This window comes from Paenibacillus phyllosphaerae, assembly GCF_014192105.1.
Taxonomy (GTDB): domain Bacteria; phylum Bacillota; class Bacilli; order Paenibacillales; family Paenibacillaceae; genus Paenibacillus_Z; species Paenibacillus_Z phyllosphaerae.
Window position 1 is genome coordinate 46,430 of the sequence record NZ_JACHXK010000020.1, and the last position, 19,996, is coordinate 66,425.

Annotated in this window: 21 protein-coding genes; 2 read left to right on the forward strand and 19 right to left on the reverse strand. The window is 58.0% G+C overall.

The window, feature by feature from the left end; translation table 11 throughout:
* Position 1: 1 nt before the first annotated feature.
* Positions 2–718, forward strand: coding sequence for a glycosyltransferase family 2 protein (locus tag FHS18_RS27980; protein WP_183603692.1), 717 nt, complete (start codon positions 2–4; stop codon positions 716–718).
* Positions 719–869: 151 nt separating this feature from the next.
* Here FHS18_RS27980 and FHS18_RS27985 read toward each other — a convergent pair whose 3' ends face one another.
* The 18 genes from FHS18_RS27985 to FHS18_RS28070 form a co-directional block, all read right to left on the reverse strand.
* A complete protein-coding gene (locus FHS18_RS27985) occupies positions 870–1,625 on the reverse strand; it encodes a glycosyltransferase family 2 protein (RefSeq protein ID WP_183603693.1) in 756 nt (251 codons plus the stop codon).
* 104 nt (positions 1,626–1,729) lie between these two features.
* Positions 1,730–2,740, reverse strand: a complete 1,011-nt coding sequence (locus FHS18_RS27990) for an NAD-dependent epimerase/dehydratase family protein (RefSeq protein ID WP_183603694.1) — start codon at positions 2,738–2,740, stop codon at positions 1,730–1,732.
* Entirely contained in the window at positions 2,737–3,567 is an 831-nt protein-coding gene (locus FHS18_RS27995) for a dTDP-4-dehydrorhamnose reductase family protein (protein ID WP_183603695.1), read from the reverse strand. The genes FHS18_RS27990 and FHS18_RS27995 overlap by 4 nt, the downstream gene beginning before the upstream one ends.
* Positions 3,564–4,547, reverse strand: coding sequence for a polysaccharide biosynthesis protein (locus FHS18_RS28000; RefSeq protein ID WP_183603696.1), 984 nt, complete (start codon positions 4,545–4,547; stop codon positions 3,564–3,566). The genes FHS18_RS27995 and FHS18_RS28000 overlap by 4 nt, the downstream gene beginning before the upstream one ends.
* Entirely contained in the window at positions 4,537–5,634 is a 1,098-nt protein-coding gene (gene wecB, locus FHS18_RS28005; RefSeq protein ID WP_183603697.1) for a non-hydrolyzing UDP-N-acetylglucosamine 2-epimerase, read from the reverse strand. Before wecB ends, FHS18_RS28000 begins: the two co-directional genes overlap by 11 nt.
* A gap of 42 nt (positions 5,635–5,676) precedes the next feature.
* The gene (locus tag FHS18_RS28010) at positions 5,677–7,254 is read right to left on the reverse strand and encodes a glycosyltransferase family 4 protein (RefSeq protein ID WP_183603698.1); all 1,578 of its coding nucleotides are present in this window, start codon (positions 7,252–7,254) and stop codon (positions 5,677–5,679) included.
* Positions 7,255–7,535: 281 nt separating this feature from the next.
* Positions 7,536–8,666, reverse strand: a complete 1,131-nt coding sequence (locus FHS18_RS28015) for a CgeB family protein (RefSeq protein ID WP_343060710.1) — start codon at positions 8,664–8,666, stop codon at positions 7,536–7,538.
* A gap of 31 nt (positions 8,667–8,697) precedes the next feature.
* Positions 8,698–9,804 (reverse strand): CgeB family protein, encoded by a 1,107-nt coding sequence (locus FHS18_RS28020; RefSeq protein ID WP_183603700.1) that lies wholly within the window; start codon positions 9,802–9,804, stop codon positions 8,698–8,700.
* A gap of 351 nt (positions 9,805–10,155) precedes the next feature.
* Positions 10,156–10,452, reverse strand: coding sequence for a hypothetical protein (locus FHS18_RS28025; RefSeq protein ID WP_183603701.1), 297 nt, complete (start codon positions 10,450–10,452; stop codon positions 10,156–10,158).
* Positions 10,449–10,793, reverse strand: a complete 345-nt coding sequence (locus FHS18_RS28030) for a hypothetical protein (RefSeq protein ID WP_183603702.1) — start codon at positions 10,791–10,793, stop codon at positions 10,449–10,451. Before FHS18_RS28030 ends, FHS18_RS28025 begins: the two co-directional genes overlap by 4 nt.
* Positions 10,790–11,119, reverse strand: a complete 330-nt coding sequence (locus FHS18_RS28035) for an alpha-helical endospore appendage domain-containing protein (protein WP_183603703.1) — start codon at positions 11,117–11,119, stop codon at positions 10,790–10,792. Before FHS18_RS28035 ends, FHS18_RS28030 begins: the two co-directional genes overlap by 4 nt.
* 31 nt (positions 11,120–11,150) lie before the next feature.
* Positions 11,151–11,444, reverse strand: a complete 294-nt coding sequence (locus tag FHS18_RS28040; protein WP_183603704.1) for a nucleoside-diphosphate sugar epimerase — start codon at positions 11,442–11,444, stop codon at positions 11,151–11,153.
* A 77-nt stretch (positions 11,445–11,521) separates the two neighbouring features.
* Positions 11,522–12,925, reverse strand: coding sequence for a glycosyltransferase family 2 protein (locus FHS18_RS28045; RefSeq protein WP_183603705.1), 1,404 nt, complete (start codon positions 12,923–12,925; stop codon positions 11,522–11,524).
* A 219-nt stretch (positions 12,926–13,144) separates the two neighbouring features.
* Positions 13,145–14,110 carry a GT-D fold domain-containing protein gene (locus FHS18_RS28050; protein ID WP_221401499.1) on the reverse strand — a complete coding sequence of 322 codons (966 nt, stop codon included), beginning with the start codon at positions 14,108–14,110 and terminating at the stop codon, positions 13,145–13,147.
* A gap of 131 nt (positions 14,111–14,241) precedes the next feature.
* On the reverse strand, positions 14,242–14,964 hold the full coding sequence (locus FHS18_RS28055) for a sugar phosphate nucleotidyltransferase (RefSeq protein WP_183603706.1): 723 nt from the start codon (positions 14,962–14,964) through the stop codon (positions 14,242–14,244).
* A gap of 21 nt (positions 14,965–14,985) precedes the next feature.
* Entirely contained in the window at positions 14,986–15,729 is a 744-nt protein-coding gene (locus FHS18_RS28060) for a glycosyltransferase family 2 protein (protein ID WP_183603707.1), read from the reverse strand.
* Entirely contained in the window at positions 15,726–16,616 is an 891-nt protein-coding gene (locus tag FHS18_RS28065; protein WP_183603708.1) for a glycosyltransferase, read from the reverse strand. The genes FHS18_RS28060 and FHS18_RS28065 overlap by 4 nt, the downstream gene beginning before the upstream one ends.
* 1 nt (position 16,617) lies before the next feature.
* Positions 16,618–17,547, reverse strand: a complete 930-nt coding sequence (locus tag FHS18_RS28070; protein WP_183603709.1) for a glycosyltransferase family 2 protein — start codon at positions 17,545–17,547, stop codon at positions 16,618–16,620.
* Between the two features lie 429 nt (positions 17,548–17,976).
* Between FHS18_RS28070 and FHS18_RS28075 the strand changes: the two genes are divergently transcribed.
* On the forward strand, positions 17,977–18,279 hold the full coding sequence (locus tag FHS18_RS28075) for a hypothetical protein (RefSeq protein WP_183603710.1): 303 nt from the start codon (positions 17,977–17,979) through the stop codon (positions 18,277–18,279).
* A gap of 71 nt (positions 18,280–18,350) precedes the next feature.
* Here the strand turns inward: FHS18_RS28075 and FHS18_RS28080 are convergent.
* The coding region (locus FHS18_RS28080; protein WP_183603711.1) for a WIAG-tail domain at positions 18,351–19,996 on the reverse strand (1,646 nt) is incomplete at its 5' end.

Here is a 19,996-nt window from a genome sequence, read left to right on the forward strand (position 1 = left end):
GTTGTTACCGAGAGTATCCGTCATTATCCCGTTCTACAATGACCCTTACGTCGGGCAGGCTATTGCGAGTGTCCTGGCCCAGAGCTATCCGAACATCGAGATTATCGTCGTGGACGATGGCTCCACGCAGCATCAGGACGTGCTTGCTCCGTTTATGTCGAGGATCAATTATCTGGGCAAGGCCAATGGCGGCACCGCAAGCGCCTTGAATCACGGCATCCGTAACGCGAGCGGCAAATATGTCGCATGGCTCAGCTCCGACGATCAATTCGAGCCGGGGAAAATATTGGGCCAGGTGGCCTACATGGAGGAACGCCGCGCGCAGATCAGCCATACGGACTTCAACTACATGGATGAACACGGCGTCATCTATGCCCGCTCGGTTGCGATCAAGTATCCAACGGCCAAAGCCTTCATCTCCGCCATGCGGTCAGGCTGCCCGGTTAACGGCTGTACCGTGATGATGACCAAGCATCTTGTCGAAGCGCTCGGTTACTTTAACGAAGCTCTCACGTATACGCACGACTATGAGATGTGGATCAGGGTGCTGCTGAACCGGGTCGACTTCTATTACTTGAATGAACCGTTAACGATCTATCGGCGGCACTCCCAGATGGGCACCGTCCGGCATTTCGATACGATCATGCGGGAGGCTGGAAGCGTATCTGACCACTATGCCCATCAGCTTAATGCCCTGCTGGCTCAGCTGCCCGGTTAACCGCCGGCACGCTGGGCTTTTTACATATTCCGCAGCAACTCAGCGTATTAGCAAGCTCTAGACTCTATGTCCGGGCTTGTCCGATCATCCGCGTATAGCAAAAGGAGATTCGCATCATCGCCATCCATACGAATCTCCCAAGCGGAAGCAACTAGATTCGCCCCCGCGTCTTGCGGTCGCTCTGCGTAAGACCCAGCACGGCCAGAAAGGATTGATAGCGGCTCGCATAATTGTCGTTCGTCGCCGCGATCTCTTTTTGAATCGCCAGGCGATGCCGGACCGAGCCCATCTCCGAATGTCTGCGGTAAGCCGTCAGCGCTTCAGGCAGCAGCAGAAACGGGAAACCTGCCAGGATGACCCTGAACCAATAGTCGAGATCATGGGTATACAGCAGTTTTTCATCGAATGGTCCAATATGCCGATATAACTGTTTGCTCATCATCACGGTACAGCCATTCACCGGGTTGCTGTTTAGGAATCCGCGGTAGAACGGCGCCATTTCCCGCCCCGGCGGAATAATCCCTTTCACGGTGACTAACCCGGTCTCATCGATCAGATCGAAGCCGGTATGGCTGATCATCCTGCCATGACGCTCCATCGCTTCCACCTGAAGCGCGATCTTCTCGGGATGAAAATAGTCATCCGAACTTAGCCAGGCAATGTATTCGCCGCTTGCTAACCGGAAACCGTGATTCAAGGCGCTTGCCGTCCCGCCGTTGGCCTTGCCCAGATAATGAATGCGGCCCGCATAAGGAGCAAGCAGCTTCGCATGCTTCGTCGAGCCATCGTCCACGACGATAATTTCGATATTCGGATACGTCTGGGCCAGTGCGCTGTCGACCGCTTGCGTAATATAAGGATCATTGAAAAAAGGAATCACAATCGTCACTTTCGGCTGTGCGCCCATCGTTCCACAGTCCTCCCTTCTGCTATGGCATGAAGTGGGCATGCAGCTACTAGCTTCTGCGGGTGTATGTGCTCGCTGCATGCTCACTTTGTTCACCTTTCGCGTCAAGCTTCCCGCACCTTAAGCCTCATCTGTTCCAACGTATCCGTCAGCGATTGAACGAGCGGAATGGCCGGCGACCAGCCTAAGCGTGCAAGTTTCGATACATCGGCCGGAGCCGGAGAGGAAGCAGCCGATTGGCCGACCTCCCATGCAAGAGGGGTACGGGCGAGCGAGGTGACGGTATCCGCCAGTTCTCCGAGCGTCCGCATCCGGCCCGAGGCCAGCGGGTATACTTCTCCGCTTACCCCCTGCTGCAGGAGCAGCTCATAGGCGCGAATCGCATCGCGCACATCTATCACGTCCCGCACTTCTGTTCTGGAGGACAGCTTGAAAGGTGCCGCAGCATTGCGGCCTTGCTCGGCAGCGAGCTCTGCCTTAGCGGCATACTCGGCCATGAGCGTACAGATTCCCTTCGATCGGCCCGGGCCAATCAGATTGGAAGGCTCCGCGATGATCACATCCATCCCATATAAGGGCACCCAACTGCGTGCGGCTAGTACCTGCAACGTCTTGCTGAAGCTGTAAGGATGAGGCGGAGAAGGCGGCGAGCCATCTGCCGGCAGGTTGAAGCGAAGCATGGAGCCTGCGATAACGATACGGCAAGCTCCTCCTTCCCCGCTCTCCTTGCGAATCGCTTCCAGCAGCCGAACGGTCCCCATCAGATTGCTCTCAAGCGCGGCAGCCGGATCCGTCCATGAAGGTCCAACCGCGTTCATGCCCGCAAAATGAAGGACATAGTCGGGCTTCGCCGCCATGACCAGCGCCTCAATGTCGTTCTTCATGGTCAGATCGCACCAGGCATACTGTACCGATGAATCTTCTTCATCCGCGGACGGTGAAGTACCGCTAGACATCATTGACGCGGCTGAATCATGTGCGACCGTTGTTCCTTGCAACTCCGGCCGGGAACGGAGCACGCCTGTTACCGCATAGCCCCGCCCGGCAAAATACGCGCATGCATGCTCGCCGCAAAAACCGCCGGCCCCTGTAATCAAGAGGCGCGGCCGGTTCATGGCACCGCCATCCACTGCGCGAGCTGCTGCAGCATGACGTCATAACTGGACGTCTCGAACTGCCAATCCGTCCGCGTGGCGACGAGTGTACGGTCCAAGAAAATTTGGTCGTCCGGCACGATCGTCAGGTCCTCGCGGTCAAAATGCTGCTGGAACAAGCGCAGAAGCTCCAACTTGCTGACCGTCTCAGCCGCCGTCAGATGGACGAGACCGCCAATCTGCGGGTTCGCGATGGCGTATTCGATGGCACGCGCCAGCTCCAGCGTCGTCACGCCGTTCCACATGACGCGCGCATAGCCGTTCACCGTTCCCTTTTGCTTCAAGAACCAATGTAGAAGCCCGATGCCATGCTCGCGAACCTCCGGACCGATAATGGAGGTGCGAATCGTCAGATGGCCGGCATCCTTCACTTCGCCAAGCGCCTTGCTCCGCGCGTAGACGGTTACGCCTTCCGGCTGGTCCTGCTCGGTGTATGCGCCCCGTTTGCCAGTGAAGACGCAGTCCGAACTGACATGGATCAGCCTGGCGGAGACGGCCTCCGCCTGATGGCGAAGCCAGTGCGGCAGCAGGCCATTGACCTGATACGCCAAGAGCGGATGCTGCTCGGCATCCTGATTCAGCACGCCGACCGCATTGATAATGACATCCGGGCGGACAGACGCGACAAGCGAAGCCACGGCTTCGCTGTCGGTCACCTCGAGCATCAGACCTTCCGTGTCCTTCGCGCTGCGCGTCGTGTAGACAACGTCATAGCCTTCCAGGCCGCGGAAATACCGGACCAGCAAATGTCCGGCCATTCCGCTCCCGCCGACGATCAGCAATTTCATACCAGGAACCCCCCGCGGATGAGCATGGCTTTGATCTCTTCTTTGGACATGAGGTTATCCTTGGAGCTGAAGCTGTCGAAGTCGACGTTCTTATGCGCGCTGTAGTGCTGGCGCAGCCCGGGAATATCGAGCGGCGGGAGAATAACCAGATACGCGTCGTCGTACACGACCGTCGTCGTGCTTTCGAACTCGGTCAGCAGAATTTCATGCAGTTTCTCCCCGGGACGCGTACCGGTCTCGATCATCTCTGCTTCGATGCCCATCGACTCCATCAGCACCTCGGCCAGATCGGTGATCCGGCAAGTCGGCATCGTCATGACGAAGATTTCCCCGCCGACGCTCTCCGTCGAAGCTTTGAACAGCAGCGTGATCGCATCCTGCAGCGTCAGGAAGAACCGCGTCATGTTCATATCGGTAATCCGTACCTGCTGCTTGGTCTTGATCTGATTCATGAACAGATGGACGACGCTGCCGTTCGTACCCAGCACGTTGCCTCCGCGGACGCAGACGAATTTCGTATCCGAACGAAGCAGGTTCGCGTAGACGATCAATTTCTCGCCGATCGCCTTGGTCATCCCGTAGAAGTTCGATGGATTGGCCGCTTTATCCGTGGAGATGTAGATGACGCGCTTCACTTTGTTCGCGATCGCGGCCTCGATAACGTTCTGCGTACCGATCACGTTCGTTTTCAGCGCCTCGTAAGGCTGGTCTTCGCACACCGGAACATGCTTGAGGGCCGCAAGATGGAAGACGTAGTCCACCTCTTCGCAAGCCTTCATCAGCGCCTCTTTATCCCGGATATCGCCGATGCAGAAGCTTAACGCCGGATGCTCGAACGCGCGGCTCATCGACACTTGGCTCGATTCGTTCCGCGAATAGACGATGATTTCCTTCGGCTGCTGCGGCAACAGTTGACGGATGAGCTCATAGCCCCATGACCCCGTTCCACCTGTGACGAGGATCCGTTGATTAGTAAACATTCCATTTCCCTCCAAGCACAAATTTTACGACTTTATCCGAAACATCCTTCGCCAGATAGCCATCCGGACTTTCCCAGTCCGCCGGCAGCGCAGTCATGACCACTGCGGCATTCTCGATGTCCTTGGCTGCAAGCCCGCTGACCACATTGCTGCCGCAGTCGACCGTCTCCGGCCGCTCGGTCGTCGTCCGGATCGTAACCGTCGGCACGCCGAAGATGCAGCATTCCTCCTGCACGGTACCGCTGTCGGATATCGCGCATTTGGCGAACCGCTCCAGCGTGACGAAGTCGAAGAACCCGAACGGTTCATGGAAAGTGACGCGCGGATCCATCGCGACCTGCACCGAGCCGCTTTCGATCCGAGAGCGCGTACGCGGGTGAATGCTGCATACAAGCTGAATATCGAACCGCCTTGCGATCCCGTTCAAGCCTTCAAGAATGCCCGCGAGCCGCTCGGGGTGATCCACATTCTCCGCACGATGCGCCGTCACGATCATATAGCCGCCCGGCGTAAGGCCGAGCCGGCCCAGGATATCGCTGGCCTCGATCTGCGGCATATAATGCGTAATCACCTCATGAATGGGATTGCCGGTCTGCACGATCCGATTGCTCGGGAAGCCTTCGCGCAGCAAGTTGCCCTTGCTGTAACTCGTATAAGGCATGTTGATCGTCGAGATGGCGTCGATGACTCTGCGATTCTTCTCCTCCGGTACCGCCAGATCGAAGCAGCGGTTGCCAGCCTCCATATGGACGACCGGAATTCCCATCCGCTCGGCCACGATAGCGCACAGCGCGCTGTTGGTGTCGCCGAGCAGCAGCACGACATGCGGCCGGTGCTGATTCAGAATCCGCTCGATCCCGCCGAACATAACCGACAGCTGCCCGCCCAGCGTCTGCATCCCTTGACCCAGCATATAGTCCGGCTGCCGAAGACCTAGCTCCTGGAAGAATATGTCGCTAAGCGAATTGGAGAAATTCTGCCCCGTATGCACAAGCACATGCTCTTCCGCTAGCAGGTCCAGCTTCGGGATGATCCGGCTGAGCCGAATAATTTCCGGGCGTGTTCCCAAGATCGTTACCACACGCATGAACGTCAAATCCCTCCCTTGAATGAACGTTACTTCAGCTTCTTAACGCCTTGCGCTGCGACGGCGGCGCGATCGGCCGCTCTTGATGCTTCTTCGCCTCAGCGTGCCTCGTCTTCTCCGCCGCAACAGGCCTCCAATGTTTCGCCTGCGGCGGCGTGCGCGGATTACGCGCTTGGTCGATCTGCGCAAGCGGCGGCCTTTGCGCAAGCGACGATGCCGGAGGCGCGAAGCGCGCGCTTTGCGCGCACGCGCAGGCCTACTGCCGATCGGCGGCCCTTTGGGAAGCGATACGATCAGCGAGTCCGGCACTTCTCTTACTTCTTCTAAGGTGTAGCCTGCCGCATGCAGCGCCTCCAGAGAGCGGAACGGGCGCAGGATGCCTTGCTCATACAGATAAACGGTGCTGCCGCTGCCTTTCACCAGACGCAAGGGCACGAAACCCCGCATCGCGAGCGTCTGCACGAAAGTTTTCAGCTTACGGCGGTATTCGGTAATCCCGTAGACCGCTCTCGCGGCGTTCCAGTTATGCAGCCCTGCTGCCTGCCGGCGCTTGAAATCGCCGAGCAAGCCGCATACGCGCGTGAACAGGCCATCCGGATCGCCGGTTCGGGCGACATACATGTCGTTGCCGGTCGCCTGCGCAATTTCCGCCAGGCCTCCCGCCCCGTACACGACGATCGGCTTGCCGAATACCATGGCCTCCAGCGCGGTCATGCCGAAGCCTTCGGCCGCCATGCTTGGGATGACGACCACATCCATCGCGGGATAGAGGGTCTCGATCCGTTCCTCGAACCTCACCCAGCGGAACCGGTCCATGAGCCCTGCATTGCGGGCGACATTCAGGCATTGCTCGAAATAGTCGGAGTCGACGGGGTTGCCCACCAGCAGGTACATCGCCTGCGGGAAACGCTCCGCGACATCTACGGCCATTCGCATAAATTGGTCGAGCCCTTTGGCATCGAAGATCGAGGCGGCAATGAACCCGACCACCAGATGCTCGTCGCTTAGGCCGAGCTGGCTGCGGCGCTGCTCCCGGAACGTGGGCCACATCTCCGGCGTCATTTCGTCCGGGTTCCACGAAGGAGGCAGAAGGAGCGATCTTGGCAGCAGAGAAGGCGTCCGCAGCGGTGCGAGCGTCGCTTCGGAGATGCCGAGGACGACATCGGCGAACTGCTCTATGAGGGCTGCTGACCGGTAGGTGTCCGGCGTGAACCGGATCGCCTCCATGGCAGACCATACCACAGGAATGCCGAGCATCTTCGCCGCCATGGCAGGCAGCGGATGGACCGTCGTATTCACGAGCACGATATTCGGCTGCTCTTGATGGATCAGCGTGATCAGCGAAGCCCAAGCCGGAGTCCTCTGGTACATCTCGATCTCATCGTTCAGGTGCGGCAACGCGAGATACAGCGGGACAACGAGGGGAACGTCCTGCAGCACAACCGGGAATCCTAGCTCTCTCGCCTGCTGCGCGATAACGCCCTCCGTCGGCACAACAAGCGTACAGTTGAAATAAGGCTGCAGCTCCCGCATCATGAAGAGCAGCAATTTCTCTGCCCCTGTCACATACTGGGGACTGCAAATATGGGAGAAAACGAGCATTTTCGGCTTTGCCTGCATGAATGGCTCGCGATACCCGCGCGTAAGGCACGGGTATGCATCCACCTCCTTTGTCTGTAAGCTGACTTCGCCTTGCCTGACGAATCTTGTGCGGAATCTCCTAGCTTAGAAGTTTGTTGTCTACCGATAGCAGCAACCGGTATTACAATATATGGGAGAGGCGCTTGATTCGGCACGACACTTGCTCCCCTCCCATTCGCACAAAATCCGTGGCACTCACCTTTCCACAGCTGACATGCCGAGATACTAGATTAGCAATTGCAAATCTTGCAGCCTATTAACTAGCCGAATAGGATCGTCAGCATCTGCTCCAGACGCTTGGCGTAGGTATGCTCGCTCATCGCCCGTTGCATGCCGCGGATCGCGATCGCTCTGCGCTCCTCTTCGTGCGTCAGGTAATATTCGATCTTCTCGATCATCTCCTGCGGCGAAGCGTACGTCACGATATCGACGCCCGGCGTGAAGAAGCTGGACAGATCGTCGCGAATATCGGTCAGCTGCAGCGTGGCGCAGGCGGCGATCTCGAACGTTCTCGGATTCAAGGAAACCGCCGGTATGCCCGCGCTGTTGTTGTTGAAAGTCTGGTCGTCGTAAGCGCGGTGCATGTTGATGACGATCTTCGAACCGTTGTAGACCGCCGCCGTCTCTTGCGGGCCCATCCAGCGGCCGCTTGAGATTTTATCCGCAAGCAGCGGGAAGTTGGCCAGACGCTCCCACCAGATCCCGGAGATGAGCGTATCCTTCGTGGCCAGGTAGCCGGCGACCTGGTCGAAGAATGCCGCCCGTTTCCAATATGCCGATCCGACGAAGCTGACCTCGTGACGCTGGTCGCGTGCAGGGTTGCGCGGCCGGAAGTCGACCGGATGGAAGCCGAGCGGTAAATAATGGACTCTTGCGGCACCAAGAGATTGGTAATGCGCCACGCAAGTCAGCTCAAGCGTGAATACATCGTCGTAATGCAGCGCGATCCATGACGTCATGTCGCTGTAATAAGGATCGTCCGTGAACCATACCGCCGTTCGTATGCCCATCTGACGGATCCGGTCGATCTGCTCGACCGGCAAATTGAGTCCATCCAGTACGATCACGACATCCGGCCGCATTTGCTGCGCCAGATCCGCCACCTGCGCGTTGGCGTCGGTAACCGTCACCCGTGCGGTCAAGCCGGTGAATGTCTCGGCCAGTGCGGCGTCAATCGGGGAATAGGGATAACCCTTGCTCGTCATGACGAACATCACGTGCACCGGCCATACCCTACCTGGCCCAATCGTCTTCTGCAAGACCGCCTCGCACTGGCCGTACCAATTGCCATGGTCAAAGCCGATGCGGAATCCTGCGGCTGCGCCGAGCGCAGCTTGCTTGCGGATCAGTTGGTTTCGGTTCGTGCGGCTTTTGCGTGATGGTGCTGCCACTTTGATCTCCACTCCTTTCTCTCTATGCGCCTCACGGCTGGACTTTCTGCCAGCCGAGCATATCGGCAATCTGATCAAGCCTTCTTGCGAACGTGTGGTCCGTAATCGTCCTGCGCAGTCCGCGAAGCGCGATCTGCCGACGCTCATCTTCATGCGAAAGGTAGTAATCGATCTTAGCCAGCAGCTCTTCCGCATCGTTGTAGGTATCCAGCTCCCACCCCGGACGGTAGTAGTTCGGCAGATCCTCCCGCACATCCGTCAGCTGCAGCGTGCCGCAGGCATTGATCTCATACGTGCGGGGATTGATCGAGCGCGCCGGCAGCTGATGCGCGTTGCGGTTATCCGGACCCGGCTTCGACCCGCGGTGCAGATTGATGACGATACGGGCCCCGTTGTAATAATTGATCGATTCGTCGACTGGCAGCCAGCCATGCCGGATTGCCGGTTCGAGCAGCTTATAATTGCGCATTCGATCCCACAAGCCGCCGGCGATAAATACTTTCCGGCCAGCCAATCTGGCCGCTGCGGCATCGAACAACTCCACGCGATTCCAGAACGCCTGCCCGATGAAGCAGACATCGCTGAAATATTGGCTCGGCACGGCCCGAGGCTTGAATCGCTCCTGATTAACGGCAAGCGGCATATTGTATACCTGCTTGCAGCCAAGCGCTTGATAGAACGGGATGATTCCCAGTTCATGCGTGAAGACGACATCGTAATGGGGGGCGATATCCTTCGTGTCCTCGCTCACGTATGGATCGTCGGCGAACCAGATCGCCGTCTGGGTACCCAAGGCGCGTATGGCGTCAATCTGCGCCAGATGGTCATCCGGGAACACATGCAGGCCATTCATGACGAGCAGCCAATCCGGCCGCAGCAAGCCGGCCATCTCCGCCATTCGGGTCGGGTGCGCGATGAACAGTTCGCTTACCATCGCCGTTAGCGCCGCCGTGATGCCTTCGTCTATAGCGTCGAAGCCTTGCGGTACGAAGAGCACGCGGACCTGCCGTCTGACCGGAGGGGGCTGAATGACGCTTTGGACAACCGCTTGGCAGGCACCATCCCGCATCCCGTGCTTGAACCCTTCCTCATAGCCTACTCTCGCAGCTTGCGCAATGGTCTCTTTCAAAGGATGCATGGCTCACACCTCAACCTTGATAGTCTTTCTGTCTACATATATATGCGTAAGAGAAGCATTCGCATATGGTCACTTGTCCGCCGAGGCGCCAAAATTGGCGTAAACCCAAGGTGAAACGGCTGACGCCGTCTTCGATGGCGCAGCGCGTTTCATTCCGGAGAAATACAAGATGATTGATAGAAGATTTGCGGGCGGATGCTACTCTAGCATTTGGGCCCCTGACAGATTTGATCGTCCCCAAAAAAGAGCTGCAAGCCGCCTCTTCCGCAATGATGGCGGTTGGCCCAAACAAAAAGGATGCCCTCTGCCATCATCCGAAGCGATGATGAAGCGTGAGGACATCCCGTCATGTTATGGTTGCTGCTCATAGGCAAGCTGATGGCCGTTCTCGAAACCTTGGGCAAAACCGACATTATAGCCTTCGTTGTAGGATTGATTGAAACTTTCGTTGTAGGCGGCCGCCGCGGTCTGCTTCCTGACCGGAGCGCGTCTGCGCCTAACGTTTGTCTTCCTGCGGCGGAGCGCAGATGCGCCCCGGCGCTTTTTCCCCTTCGATAGGGCGCCTTTTCTTACAAGTCCGCGTTTCTTGCCTACGGCAGAAGGACGCGTACGCTTCCGGCTTTTTTTCGTCCGAGCGGGTACACTCACCCTTGATTCCTCCCTTGTTCGTTGCTGGCTATGGCAGGCAATGAGCGGGCAGAGTAATCGGCCAAGACCTTCGCCGGCGCATAGACGCCATGCCGCAGCAGCGGCTGGGCTGGCCGGCCAAGCCGGGTCCGCTTCAGCCGGACGCCCGTGACGGTCTCCGCCATCGACAACTGCAGCGCGTTAAGCGACTGAATATTGTCCCGAATCGATTTGGCCAGATGCGGCGAATGCTCTGCAACATCCGCAATGCTGCCCAAAATACGGGCCATGGCTTCCTGGCTATGCGCAATCGAACGGATCAGCGCGATGCGCGCCTCCCATTCTTGGACGACGAGACTCATTCGTCACGGTCCCCGAGACTGAAGCCGCCGCCGTAGTAACCGCCGCCGCGCTCCTGATCATGTCGGAGCGCAGCCCGAAGAACGCTCGTCATCCCCTGATTCAGCTTGGTTAGTCCTTCGATGACTTCGATGACCTGGTCATGTACGATGAGCGAATCCTTCAGTTGATCCTGCTGCACGCCGTAAGCATCCGTCGAGACGTGGTTGCAAAGCCAGCTACGCACCTTCTCCGCCTCCAATGCCTTCGCATCCAGTATCAATGCAATATTCCACTGGAGCTTGGCGGAAGCATCCAGCATTCTTGCATAAGCCGTCTCCCGACTCATGGCGAACCCCATCCCCCTTTACTGTCAAACCCTACTCTTCTTCCTGCTCGCCGCTGTCCATCTCTTTCATGATCGACCCGATCGTGACGGCGAGCGTCTCCTGGAGCTCCGCGAGCGTGTTCAGATAGCCGATGACGTTCTGGGTGACCGCTTGCGAATTTTGCATCAGCCCGCCCATCCCGTCGAAATCCGGGTATTCCGAAGGCAAAGCGTTCACCATCTGCGACATTCTCACCGCTACATGCCGCTTGGCCTCCAATACCCGAACCATCTGTTCCTGGGAGCGGGACATATGTTCGATCATTTCCGTTACAAGATGCTGCATACCGCGTCCCTCCTATTCTCCTAACAGCATATGCGCGCGCTCCCGCCGTGATACTGTCGCCTTTGGCTGGCTAAAACCTAGAGAAAATCTGCCGTTAGCGGAGGTGCGATAATAGGCAGCCCCTCCGGCAGCGACGCGAACACGTCCGGCTGCAGCTCCGTGACCGGACGCTGATACAAGCCCCATGTCGTAAGCGCAGCAATGGTTACGATCGCGCGCCGCCGTCCGTCCTCCAATATAAAGTGCTGGTTCTCGTGCAGAATGAGCGGTTCGATCGGACGGTGGAGCTCGGCAGCCGAATTCGGGTCAGTACCTTGCCAGCGCTGATTAAGCTCGCCGGCTTCGATCTTATCGCCAAGCGGCCAACGCTTCAGTTCCACCTGGGACAGCCGTGCGGGCGCGATCGAGATCTGGCCGCTGATCGGCCTTCGGACCCCCGCTTCAATCCAGTAACAGGTATCCTGCACGCCTCGCACAACTACCTGATCGGGATAAAAAGCCGTCTCCCCGTTCCGGGCCAGGATAGAGTCCGGCTCCCGCCATTTGCCTCCGTTTGCCAAGTCATGGTTCAGCAGATCCCTTACCCGAAAGACGAGCTCGTGCGGATTGCCCCATTTGGCCATATAGAAGCTCATGTTGTTGTCGTTGATCGCGGTGAATTGCTCGCCGAGCGCCTTCACGCTGACGCTGCCGAAGTGATGGATGAACGTATCTCGGGCGACCACCAGCATGTAGCCCTGCAACCGGACGCGGATATTATAGTCGTCGTCTTCGAAATTGCCGATCTTGAAGCCTTCGTCCAGATAGCCGGTTCGCTCCAAGAGCTCTTTTCGGAACAGCAGACAGTAGCCGACAAGCCGGTCGGTCAGATGCCATTTGGCCGGATCGGACTGATTGAACTGGCGGGCGAATTCCTGCATATCTTCGATTGCGGTATAAGGGACATCGATCTGCTGATTGCCGCCGATGTAGTTCGTCACCGGCCCGACCATGCCAATGCGAGGATCGCTGCCCAAGCAGGTCAGCATATTGTCGAGCCAGCGTTCGGTAACGAGCGTATCGTTGTTCAGCAGCACGATCGTTTGGCCTTTGGCCATCATCAGTCCGACGTTGACCGCTCCTGCGAACCCCCGGTTCGTCTCCATAATCCGATAACGCACCTGCCCGCTCAGCGACCGCAGATAGTTCGCCGTCCCGTCCGTGGACGCATTATCGACCACGATAATCTCATACGGAAGGTCCGTATGCTCGATGATGCTTTCAATGCAGCCTTTTAAGTAACCGGCCTGATTGTAGCTTGGAATAATAATGCTCGTGCCTTCGAAAATAGCGCCGAAGCTTAAACGCCCTAATTCCACGCCGGCTTGGTAGCCCCGTTCATAGCCGTTCCGGAAAGAAGCGTCCGGCTTCGATCGCCTGCGAGCGACGGGACGGACGGCTGCTCGCCTTGGCCTCTTGCTCGCATGCCGTGTTTTATGCATCGCTTGTCAGCTCCTTCAGGTGAATGGTTTGCGTACCTCGTCGGGAGACGAGGTATGCAGCATTCACCTAGCCTATTTGGGTGATTGGTTTGCATTTACCGTCGGAAGACGGGGAAACAGCATTCACCTAGCCTATTTGGGTGATTGGTTTGCATTTACCGTCGGAAGACGGGGAGACAGCATTCACCTAGCCTATTTGGGTGATTGGTCTGTCGTTCCTTACAGCTGCACCTTGCCGCTTGCCACGGCATCCGCCATATGGCCGAAATCGAGCGCAGGCTTGCCGAGTTCGGCCGCAATCCGCCAGCATAAGATGACGGCCGGAATACCTGCTGCAACGAGCGCGAAATCGAATTGGGCCTGATGCGCCTGCTCCATTATGCGGTCTATATCCCGAAATCCGTTAACCGGACTAATGATGCCCGTAACGCTGTAGCCAGCCTGCTGAAGCGCATGCGCGCACTCCGGCGCCGCATTGCCGATAATCAACAGTCTCCTGTCCCTGAGCAGCGGGGCAAGCAAGCCGCTATGGTGGAGTTCGTAGTTGATCGTGGACGAGGTTTTGCGCAAGGATCCCAGCTCGATGCCGTGCTGGCGCAGCACAGGATACATCAGCGGTTGAAAATGCTTTTGCCTTGACCGCGGCAGCCCGACAACCTGAGCCTGGCGGATCGCCATGGCCAACTGGTCGCGTGCGGCAAGGTCAGGCGGCGTGACGCCAGCATAAGATAAGAAGCGCGCTTCGCGTTGCAGCGTCTCGGAATCGTAGACGACGTCCTGCGCCAACGCGAGCAGTTCGCCGTCCCCGAGCCGAACGACGGCATAGGGGCGGGATTGATCGATCGCCTGCGACAGCTCTTCGTATACCGCCGCAACATCGAGCAGAGGGTGCATCTGCGGCGCATAAGCATGCACGCCTGCAGCGATGATCTCCGTAAGCTGCACTTCGGGCAGCAGCATATGCGGCGGAACACTTTGCTCCAGCAGCATCTCTCCGCCCTCATAAAGCCCCTTCTCGTAGCCAGCGCGTTCGATCTCCTGCTCCGAGAGCGACTGTTCTTTGGCGGATGGAAGCGAATGTTCATCTACTGGCGCCGCCGGCTTCACGCGCCTCTGCCGGTAGGTTCGCTTCGTTTTTTTACTTCTGGGCGATTTAACGGCTGGCCGTTTTCGCTTCTTTCGCACGACTTGTTTCTTCTTCGTCTTGGCTGGCGGGGAAGAGGGCTTACGCTTGGGGCGAGCCGGCCCGGTCCGAGGAACCGGAGGGGCAGGCGCAATCTGAGCGTCGGGCAGCGGGGGAGTTATGAATTGTTCGTTCAAGGCATGGGTCCCGCTAGCTTAAGCGCAGCCTCCTGCAGAGATTCGAACGTCCCCGCATCCGTCCACCAGCCGTGCATATAACTGTATTCGAGCATGCCGCGCCCAGCATAAGCGTTGTTCACATCGGTAATCTCCAGCTCACCGCGTTGGGAAGGCTCGATGCTTGCAATATATTCGAACACCTGGTCATCGAAGCAATAGATCCCGGTGACGCACCAGTTATTGGCCGGCTGCTTCGGCTTCTCCTCAATCTTCAGAATGGCCCCTTCCGCGTCGAATACAGGTACGCCGTACCGCTCCGGATCCGGAACTTCCTTCAGCAGTACCATAGCGCCGGCAGGCTGCTGCTCGAAAGCCTCGATGTGCGGACCGAGCTTCTCCTCGAACAGGTTATCCCCGAGCAGCACCATAAACTTGCGATTGCTGCCGACGAAAGGCCTCGCCAGTTCCAAAGCTTGGGCGATTCCTCCTGCTTCCTCCTGTATCCGGTACGTCAGCGAGACGCCTGCCTCGCGGCCGCTCCCCAGAAACTGGATGAATGCGCCTGCAGCTTGACGGCTTGTGACCAGCAAAATTTCAGTTACGCCGGCTTCCTTCAGCTTTTGAATCCCGTAACTAATCATGGGAAGCCTTCCAACCGGCAGCAGGTGCTTATTCAGCAGCTTGGTGAGCGGCATCAGTCGCGATCCCGTGCCGCCGGCTAAGATGACAGCTTTCAATCCCTTCCCCTCCTCAAGTCGCTACATGAATTGCGCTGGATCGACCTGCCACTTCTCTTGGAAAAGCCGCCGATTGCGCTCGACTAACTGTGTGACTGCCTGCGGATTGTCCCGCTTGAAGCTCGCGCTGCCCTCGTGATGGACGAATACCCGCGGACACATATACAGGGAGAATCCATGCATCCTGGCACGCAGGCAATAATCGTCATCTTCGTAATGGCCGGGCGAGAACCGTTCATCCAACTCGCCGATCCGGTCATACAGCTCGCGCTTGAACAGCATGCAGAATCCGACAAGCCGCATGATTGGCTGTGGTTCGAGCTGCTGGGCATAGACCTCAGCTGCGGCCCGGTGAAAGTCCGCGAGCGACGTAAAGGGATGGTCCGCCTTCTGGCGGCCGCTCACATAATTGCTGACCGGACCGACCATTCCAGCTCCCTCGATACCTTGCAGCGCCTCCAACATTCCGCTCAGCCAGCCCCCAGATACCGTGACATCGTTGTTGAGCAGCAACAGATTGTCGCCGGAAGCGAGCCGCAAGCCTCTGTTGCATGCCGCGGGGAAACCCGTATTGGCAGGCAGGGCGATGAGCCGGATTCCTTGCTGGACGCACCAGCTTCCCGTTCCGTCCGTCGACGCGTTATCGACGACGATTAGTTCATAGGGGGTCTCCTGGACATTCGTGTAGCGGCGGATCGCGTCGACCGCCTGCTCAAGCATGGCAAGTCCGTTGAACGTCGGAATGATGATGCTGGTCCGTCTCATCGCTGTCCGCCTCCGGAAATATGCCGTTTTCTAACCCTGTCCGCGAACTGCAAACGGCCGCCTGTCGTCTTCATCGCCCTGGTGAGCGCTTCGACGTGATCACCGAGCGAAAGCTGCGCTAATTCATGCAAGAGCACGCCAGCTTGATGCTTGCTGCTCAGCCGCGTCAGGCTGCTTGGCACCGCCTGAATCCGCAATTTGGCCGCTATGGCAGCCTCTTGGGCAAAGGCAGGATTCCGCAGATTGTCCCTGCCGACCGTTGCCGCGCCTTCGCGCGTCCATGCGTGAGGCAAATGCTCGATGGAGTTCGCTTGCAGTTCAGGACAGCCGAGCGACCAATTGACGAATGCCCGTACCCGGTCCGCGTCGCCCCAGCGCTGGAAGGCCCCTAACCGCGGCATTTGATCCGCAAGCGCAACATCCGCTCCATGCTCTATGGCCGCAAGCTGCGCGAGTACCTGTTGGTCATCCAGAACCGCTTTTCCATCCACGAACAGCAGTACGTTGCCGCTTGCTACGCTTGCTCCGATGCTTCTGGCTTCATGCGGAGCCAACCGTACCGGCATGTAGATAAGCGTCACTTCAGGCAATTGCCGAAGAAGGTTATATGCCGCTTCCTCTTCGCGGCCAAGCACGGCAATAATTTCGGCGAACCCAAGCTTCGCCAGCTGCCTGATCGTCTGCGGCGACTCGGTCCCATACCCGCAAACAATCGCGGTTGCTTGTTGTACGTTCGCTTTGGTGCGGATGACGACTGGCGCTTCCCTTTTGCTCGCTACCGTTGGGCGCCTTGTCCGTTTCTTCACCTGGCGCTGTCTGTTTGGTACGCTATTGCGCTTGGTAATACTTCTCTTGCTTGTTTGTTTCACGCGTTGGGTGCGCTGCATATCACTCACCACCGCTTGCGTTGCCTGCTGGACGATCCGGGAATCCGCCGCGCTCGTTCCGGTTGGCCGCCAACCATTCGATCGCTTCCAGATGATCGCCGACAATCAGGTATTCGAGCGGCGCGACGCGTTCCCGCTGCCTTCTCGGCCGATTCAACTTCCCTACATTAACCGTGTACACCGGCGCGACTTGGAGGCCGGCATGTACCGCCTTCGTATGGGCAAGCGGCGGGACGGACAGCGCATCTGCGCCGATCGCCGTCAGCGCTCTTCGGCTGATCGCATGCGGAATGGCCGTGAGCGACGTTCCTCTTAAATCCGGCCGTTTCAGCAGTGCATTCAGAGCGTGCTTTGCCAGGACGACGCTATGCACCTGCGGTTTATCCGTCGGTCCCGAGTAGTCATTCAGCGCAACGTCCACCCCTCCGGATTCGACGGCACGCACGAACGGGCGCAGTCGATTGGCCGGGATGATCATATCTCCATCAATAAACAGCAGCACGTTCCCTCTTGCCGCTTCCGCTCCGATGCTGCGGCCCACGTCATGGCCGAGCGGCTCCGGATAGGACAGCACGCGAGCGCCATGCTTTCGCGCAATTTCGGCTGATCCGTCAGTGGAGCCGTTCGCCACGACGATAACCTCTACGCTCGGATGAACACGCTTCGCCTGCCGAATGACGCTCCCGATGAAGCGGCGCTCATTCATGACCGGTATAATGACGGACACAACCGGATTCGTCCCTTGCGGTGTGACGGGCTGCTCTTCACGCCTCGCCGCGGCGGAGTTCATGGATCGGCTGTGCCGCGGATGGAGAAGTCTCCTCCTTTTCCCCCGGCTGGCCTTGCTGCGGCGGCTTGCGCCCTTGACCTTCGTAAGTCTTGTGCGGGCAGCCGGACGCCGCTGCCGAAGCCCGGACGGTCGCTTTCTCATCGCTACCACCTCACCTCTTATAAATAGTTGGCCTCTCTACTGGATTAGACAGACTATCTACACCATATTGTATGTGCGAGTAGAGTTGCCGTAACGGCAGTTGTACGTCAAGGCGCTTTTCTACCTCGCCCCTTCCTCCTTCATTGAAGGGAACCAGAGGGTCATCACCCTTGCTTATGATTCCGAAGCTTCGTTCGTGGCTTTTGCGCCTGGGGAGTAGACCTGGCGGGCTCGCACGTGTTAGCGTCATATGTGCTGACTCTCGCTTACGTCCACTTCGTGGACACGCTTTACGATTCTTGGTGGAGATGAGGTCTCTCTTGTTTGCATTTGGACTTTTGGTGATAGGTACTAGCAAAGATAGAACTGCAACTGCAGCTAAGGGTTCTTTATAATTTGGGTGTCGAGAATGATTGAAGGTGGGGGAAAATGAATGTACTGAGATTAGGTTTGGCCGTGGTTGTCTATTGCTTGTCCTTTTGGATCGGATTTCTAGCTTATGAAGCTTCGCTTTGGACGATGTGGGAACAGCGGGTCTCGAGCGGAGAGCGGCAGGCTGTCATTGGGGCATCCATGCTAATCTATATCCCGCTGGGTCTTGTTTATCTTCTCATCACGACATTGATTACAAATAAGATCAAGCTGTCGAGCGGAGTTGCCTTTGGACTGGGGTACGGCGTAGTGCAGAAGTTATTTCATTCCGGGCACGACCGACCAACGGGATTGGAATAAAAAAAATCCTCTGCCGCTCCCTGTGAGGGAGGACAGAGGATGGAATCATGACTTGGTTCCCGGTTAATTCGTTAGCCCATTGCGATCCAGTTCAGCAGCCCTTTCGGTTCCGGGCTGATGCGCGTGCGAATGACGGAGATAACCGCGCGGTCCTCGTGTTTCTCGGAGACGATCGCATAGCAAGATGGGTGATCGGTTGTCACGACGAGAACATAGGCGTTGTGCGGATACGGCTCATCGAATACGACCGTTACGGAGACCTGCTCGCCTTGGCCGCTGAAGTCGTACGCCTCCAGCCCGCACTGCTGCGTCGAGGCTGCCCGTTTGCCCGCCGCGCGGACCGGAATGAAATTCAACTTCGAAGCGCCTATCGATCCATTCGCGATCTCTTTGGGAACAAGGCTTTGCGCGAGATCAGCGGTGAGATGCTCGGTCCCAATGACGCCTGGAGCGATTTTAGCTGCCGTTACCGATTGGTTCGCCAGCTTATCTTGGTCGACACTGCCTGCAGCAAGCGGCTGATTGAGTAGGCCAGGGGCCAATTTATCTGCCGTAACGCTGCCCGGAGCAAGAGCCTCAGTCCCGACGGCGTTAGCCGCAAGTTTGGAGCCGGTGACCGCCTGATCAGCCAATGCGCCATTCGTTACGCTGCCAGGTTGCAGATGAGCGGCTGCAACGGCTCCCGCTGCCAGCTTGCTCACCGTAATCGCTCCTGGTTGCAGATGCTTCTCGCCGATCGCTTGAAGCGCGATCTTCTCGCTATTGACAGCGCCATTCTCAAGCGCCGCAGTATCGACAGCCTGTGCGGCAAGATGCGTCTTGTCAACCGAGCCTTGAACCAGGTGCGCTCCTGTTACTGAACCGTTAGCCAACTGCGTGCTTGTTACCGAGTCAGCCGCGAGATGCGCTTGCGTTACGGCACCTTCAGTCAAATGAGCGCTGGTGACCGCGTTGTTCGCCAACTGCGTACCCGTTACCGAGTCAGCCGCGAGATGCGCTTGCGTCACGGCACCTTCAGCCAAGTGAGCGCTGGTGACCGCGTTGTTCGCTAACTGCGTACTTGTTACCGAGTTTGCCGCGAGATGCGCTTGCGTTACGGCACCATCGGCCAAGTGAGCGCTGGTGACCGCGTTGTTAGCCAACTGCGTGCCCGTTACCGAGTCGACGGCGAGATGCGCTTGCGTCACGGCACCATCGGCCAAGTGAGCGCTGGTGACCGCGTTGTTAGCCAACTGCGTGCCCGTTACCGAGTCGACGGCGAGATGCGCTTGCGTTACGGCACCTTCAGCCAGATGAGCGCTGGTGACCGCGTTGTTAGCCAACTGCGTACCCGTTACCGAGTCAGCCGCGAGATGCGTTTGCGTTACGGCACCTTCAGCCAGATGAGCGCTAGTGACCGCGTTGTTCGCCAACTGAGCTGCAGTAACAGAACTTGCCGCGATATGCGCCTGCGTCACAGACCCTGCGGCCAGATGCGCGCTCGACACCGAACCTTCAGCCAGCTGCACGCCCGTCACCGAATCGGCGGCCAGTTGCGCCGACGTCACGGAACTTGCGGCGATATGCTCGCTGGTTACGGCTTCTTTGGCCAGCTGCGCGCCTGTCACCGAACTTACAGCAAGATGCGCCTGCGTCACAGACCCTGCGGCCAGATGCGCGCTCGACACCGAACCTTCAGCCAGCTGCACGCCCGTCACCGAATCGGCGGCCAGTTGCG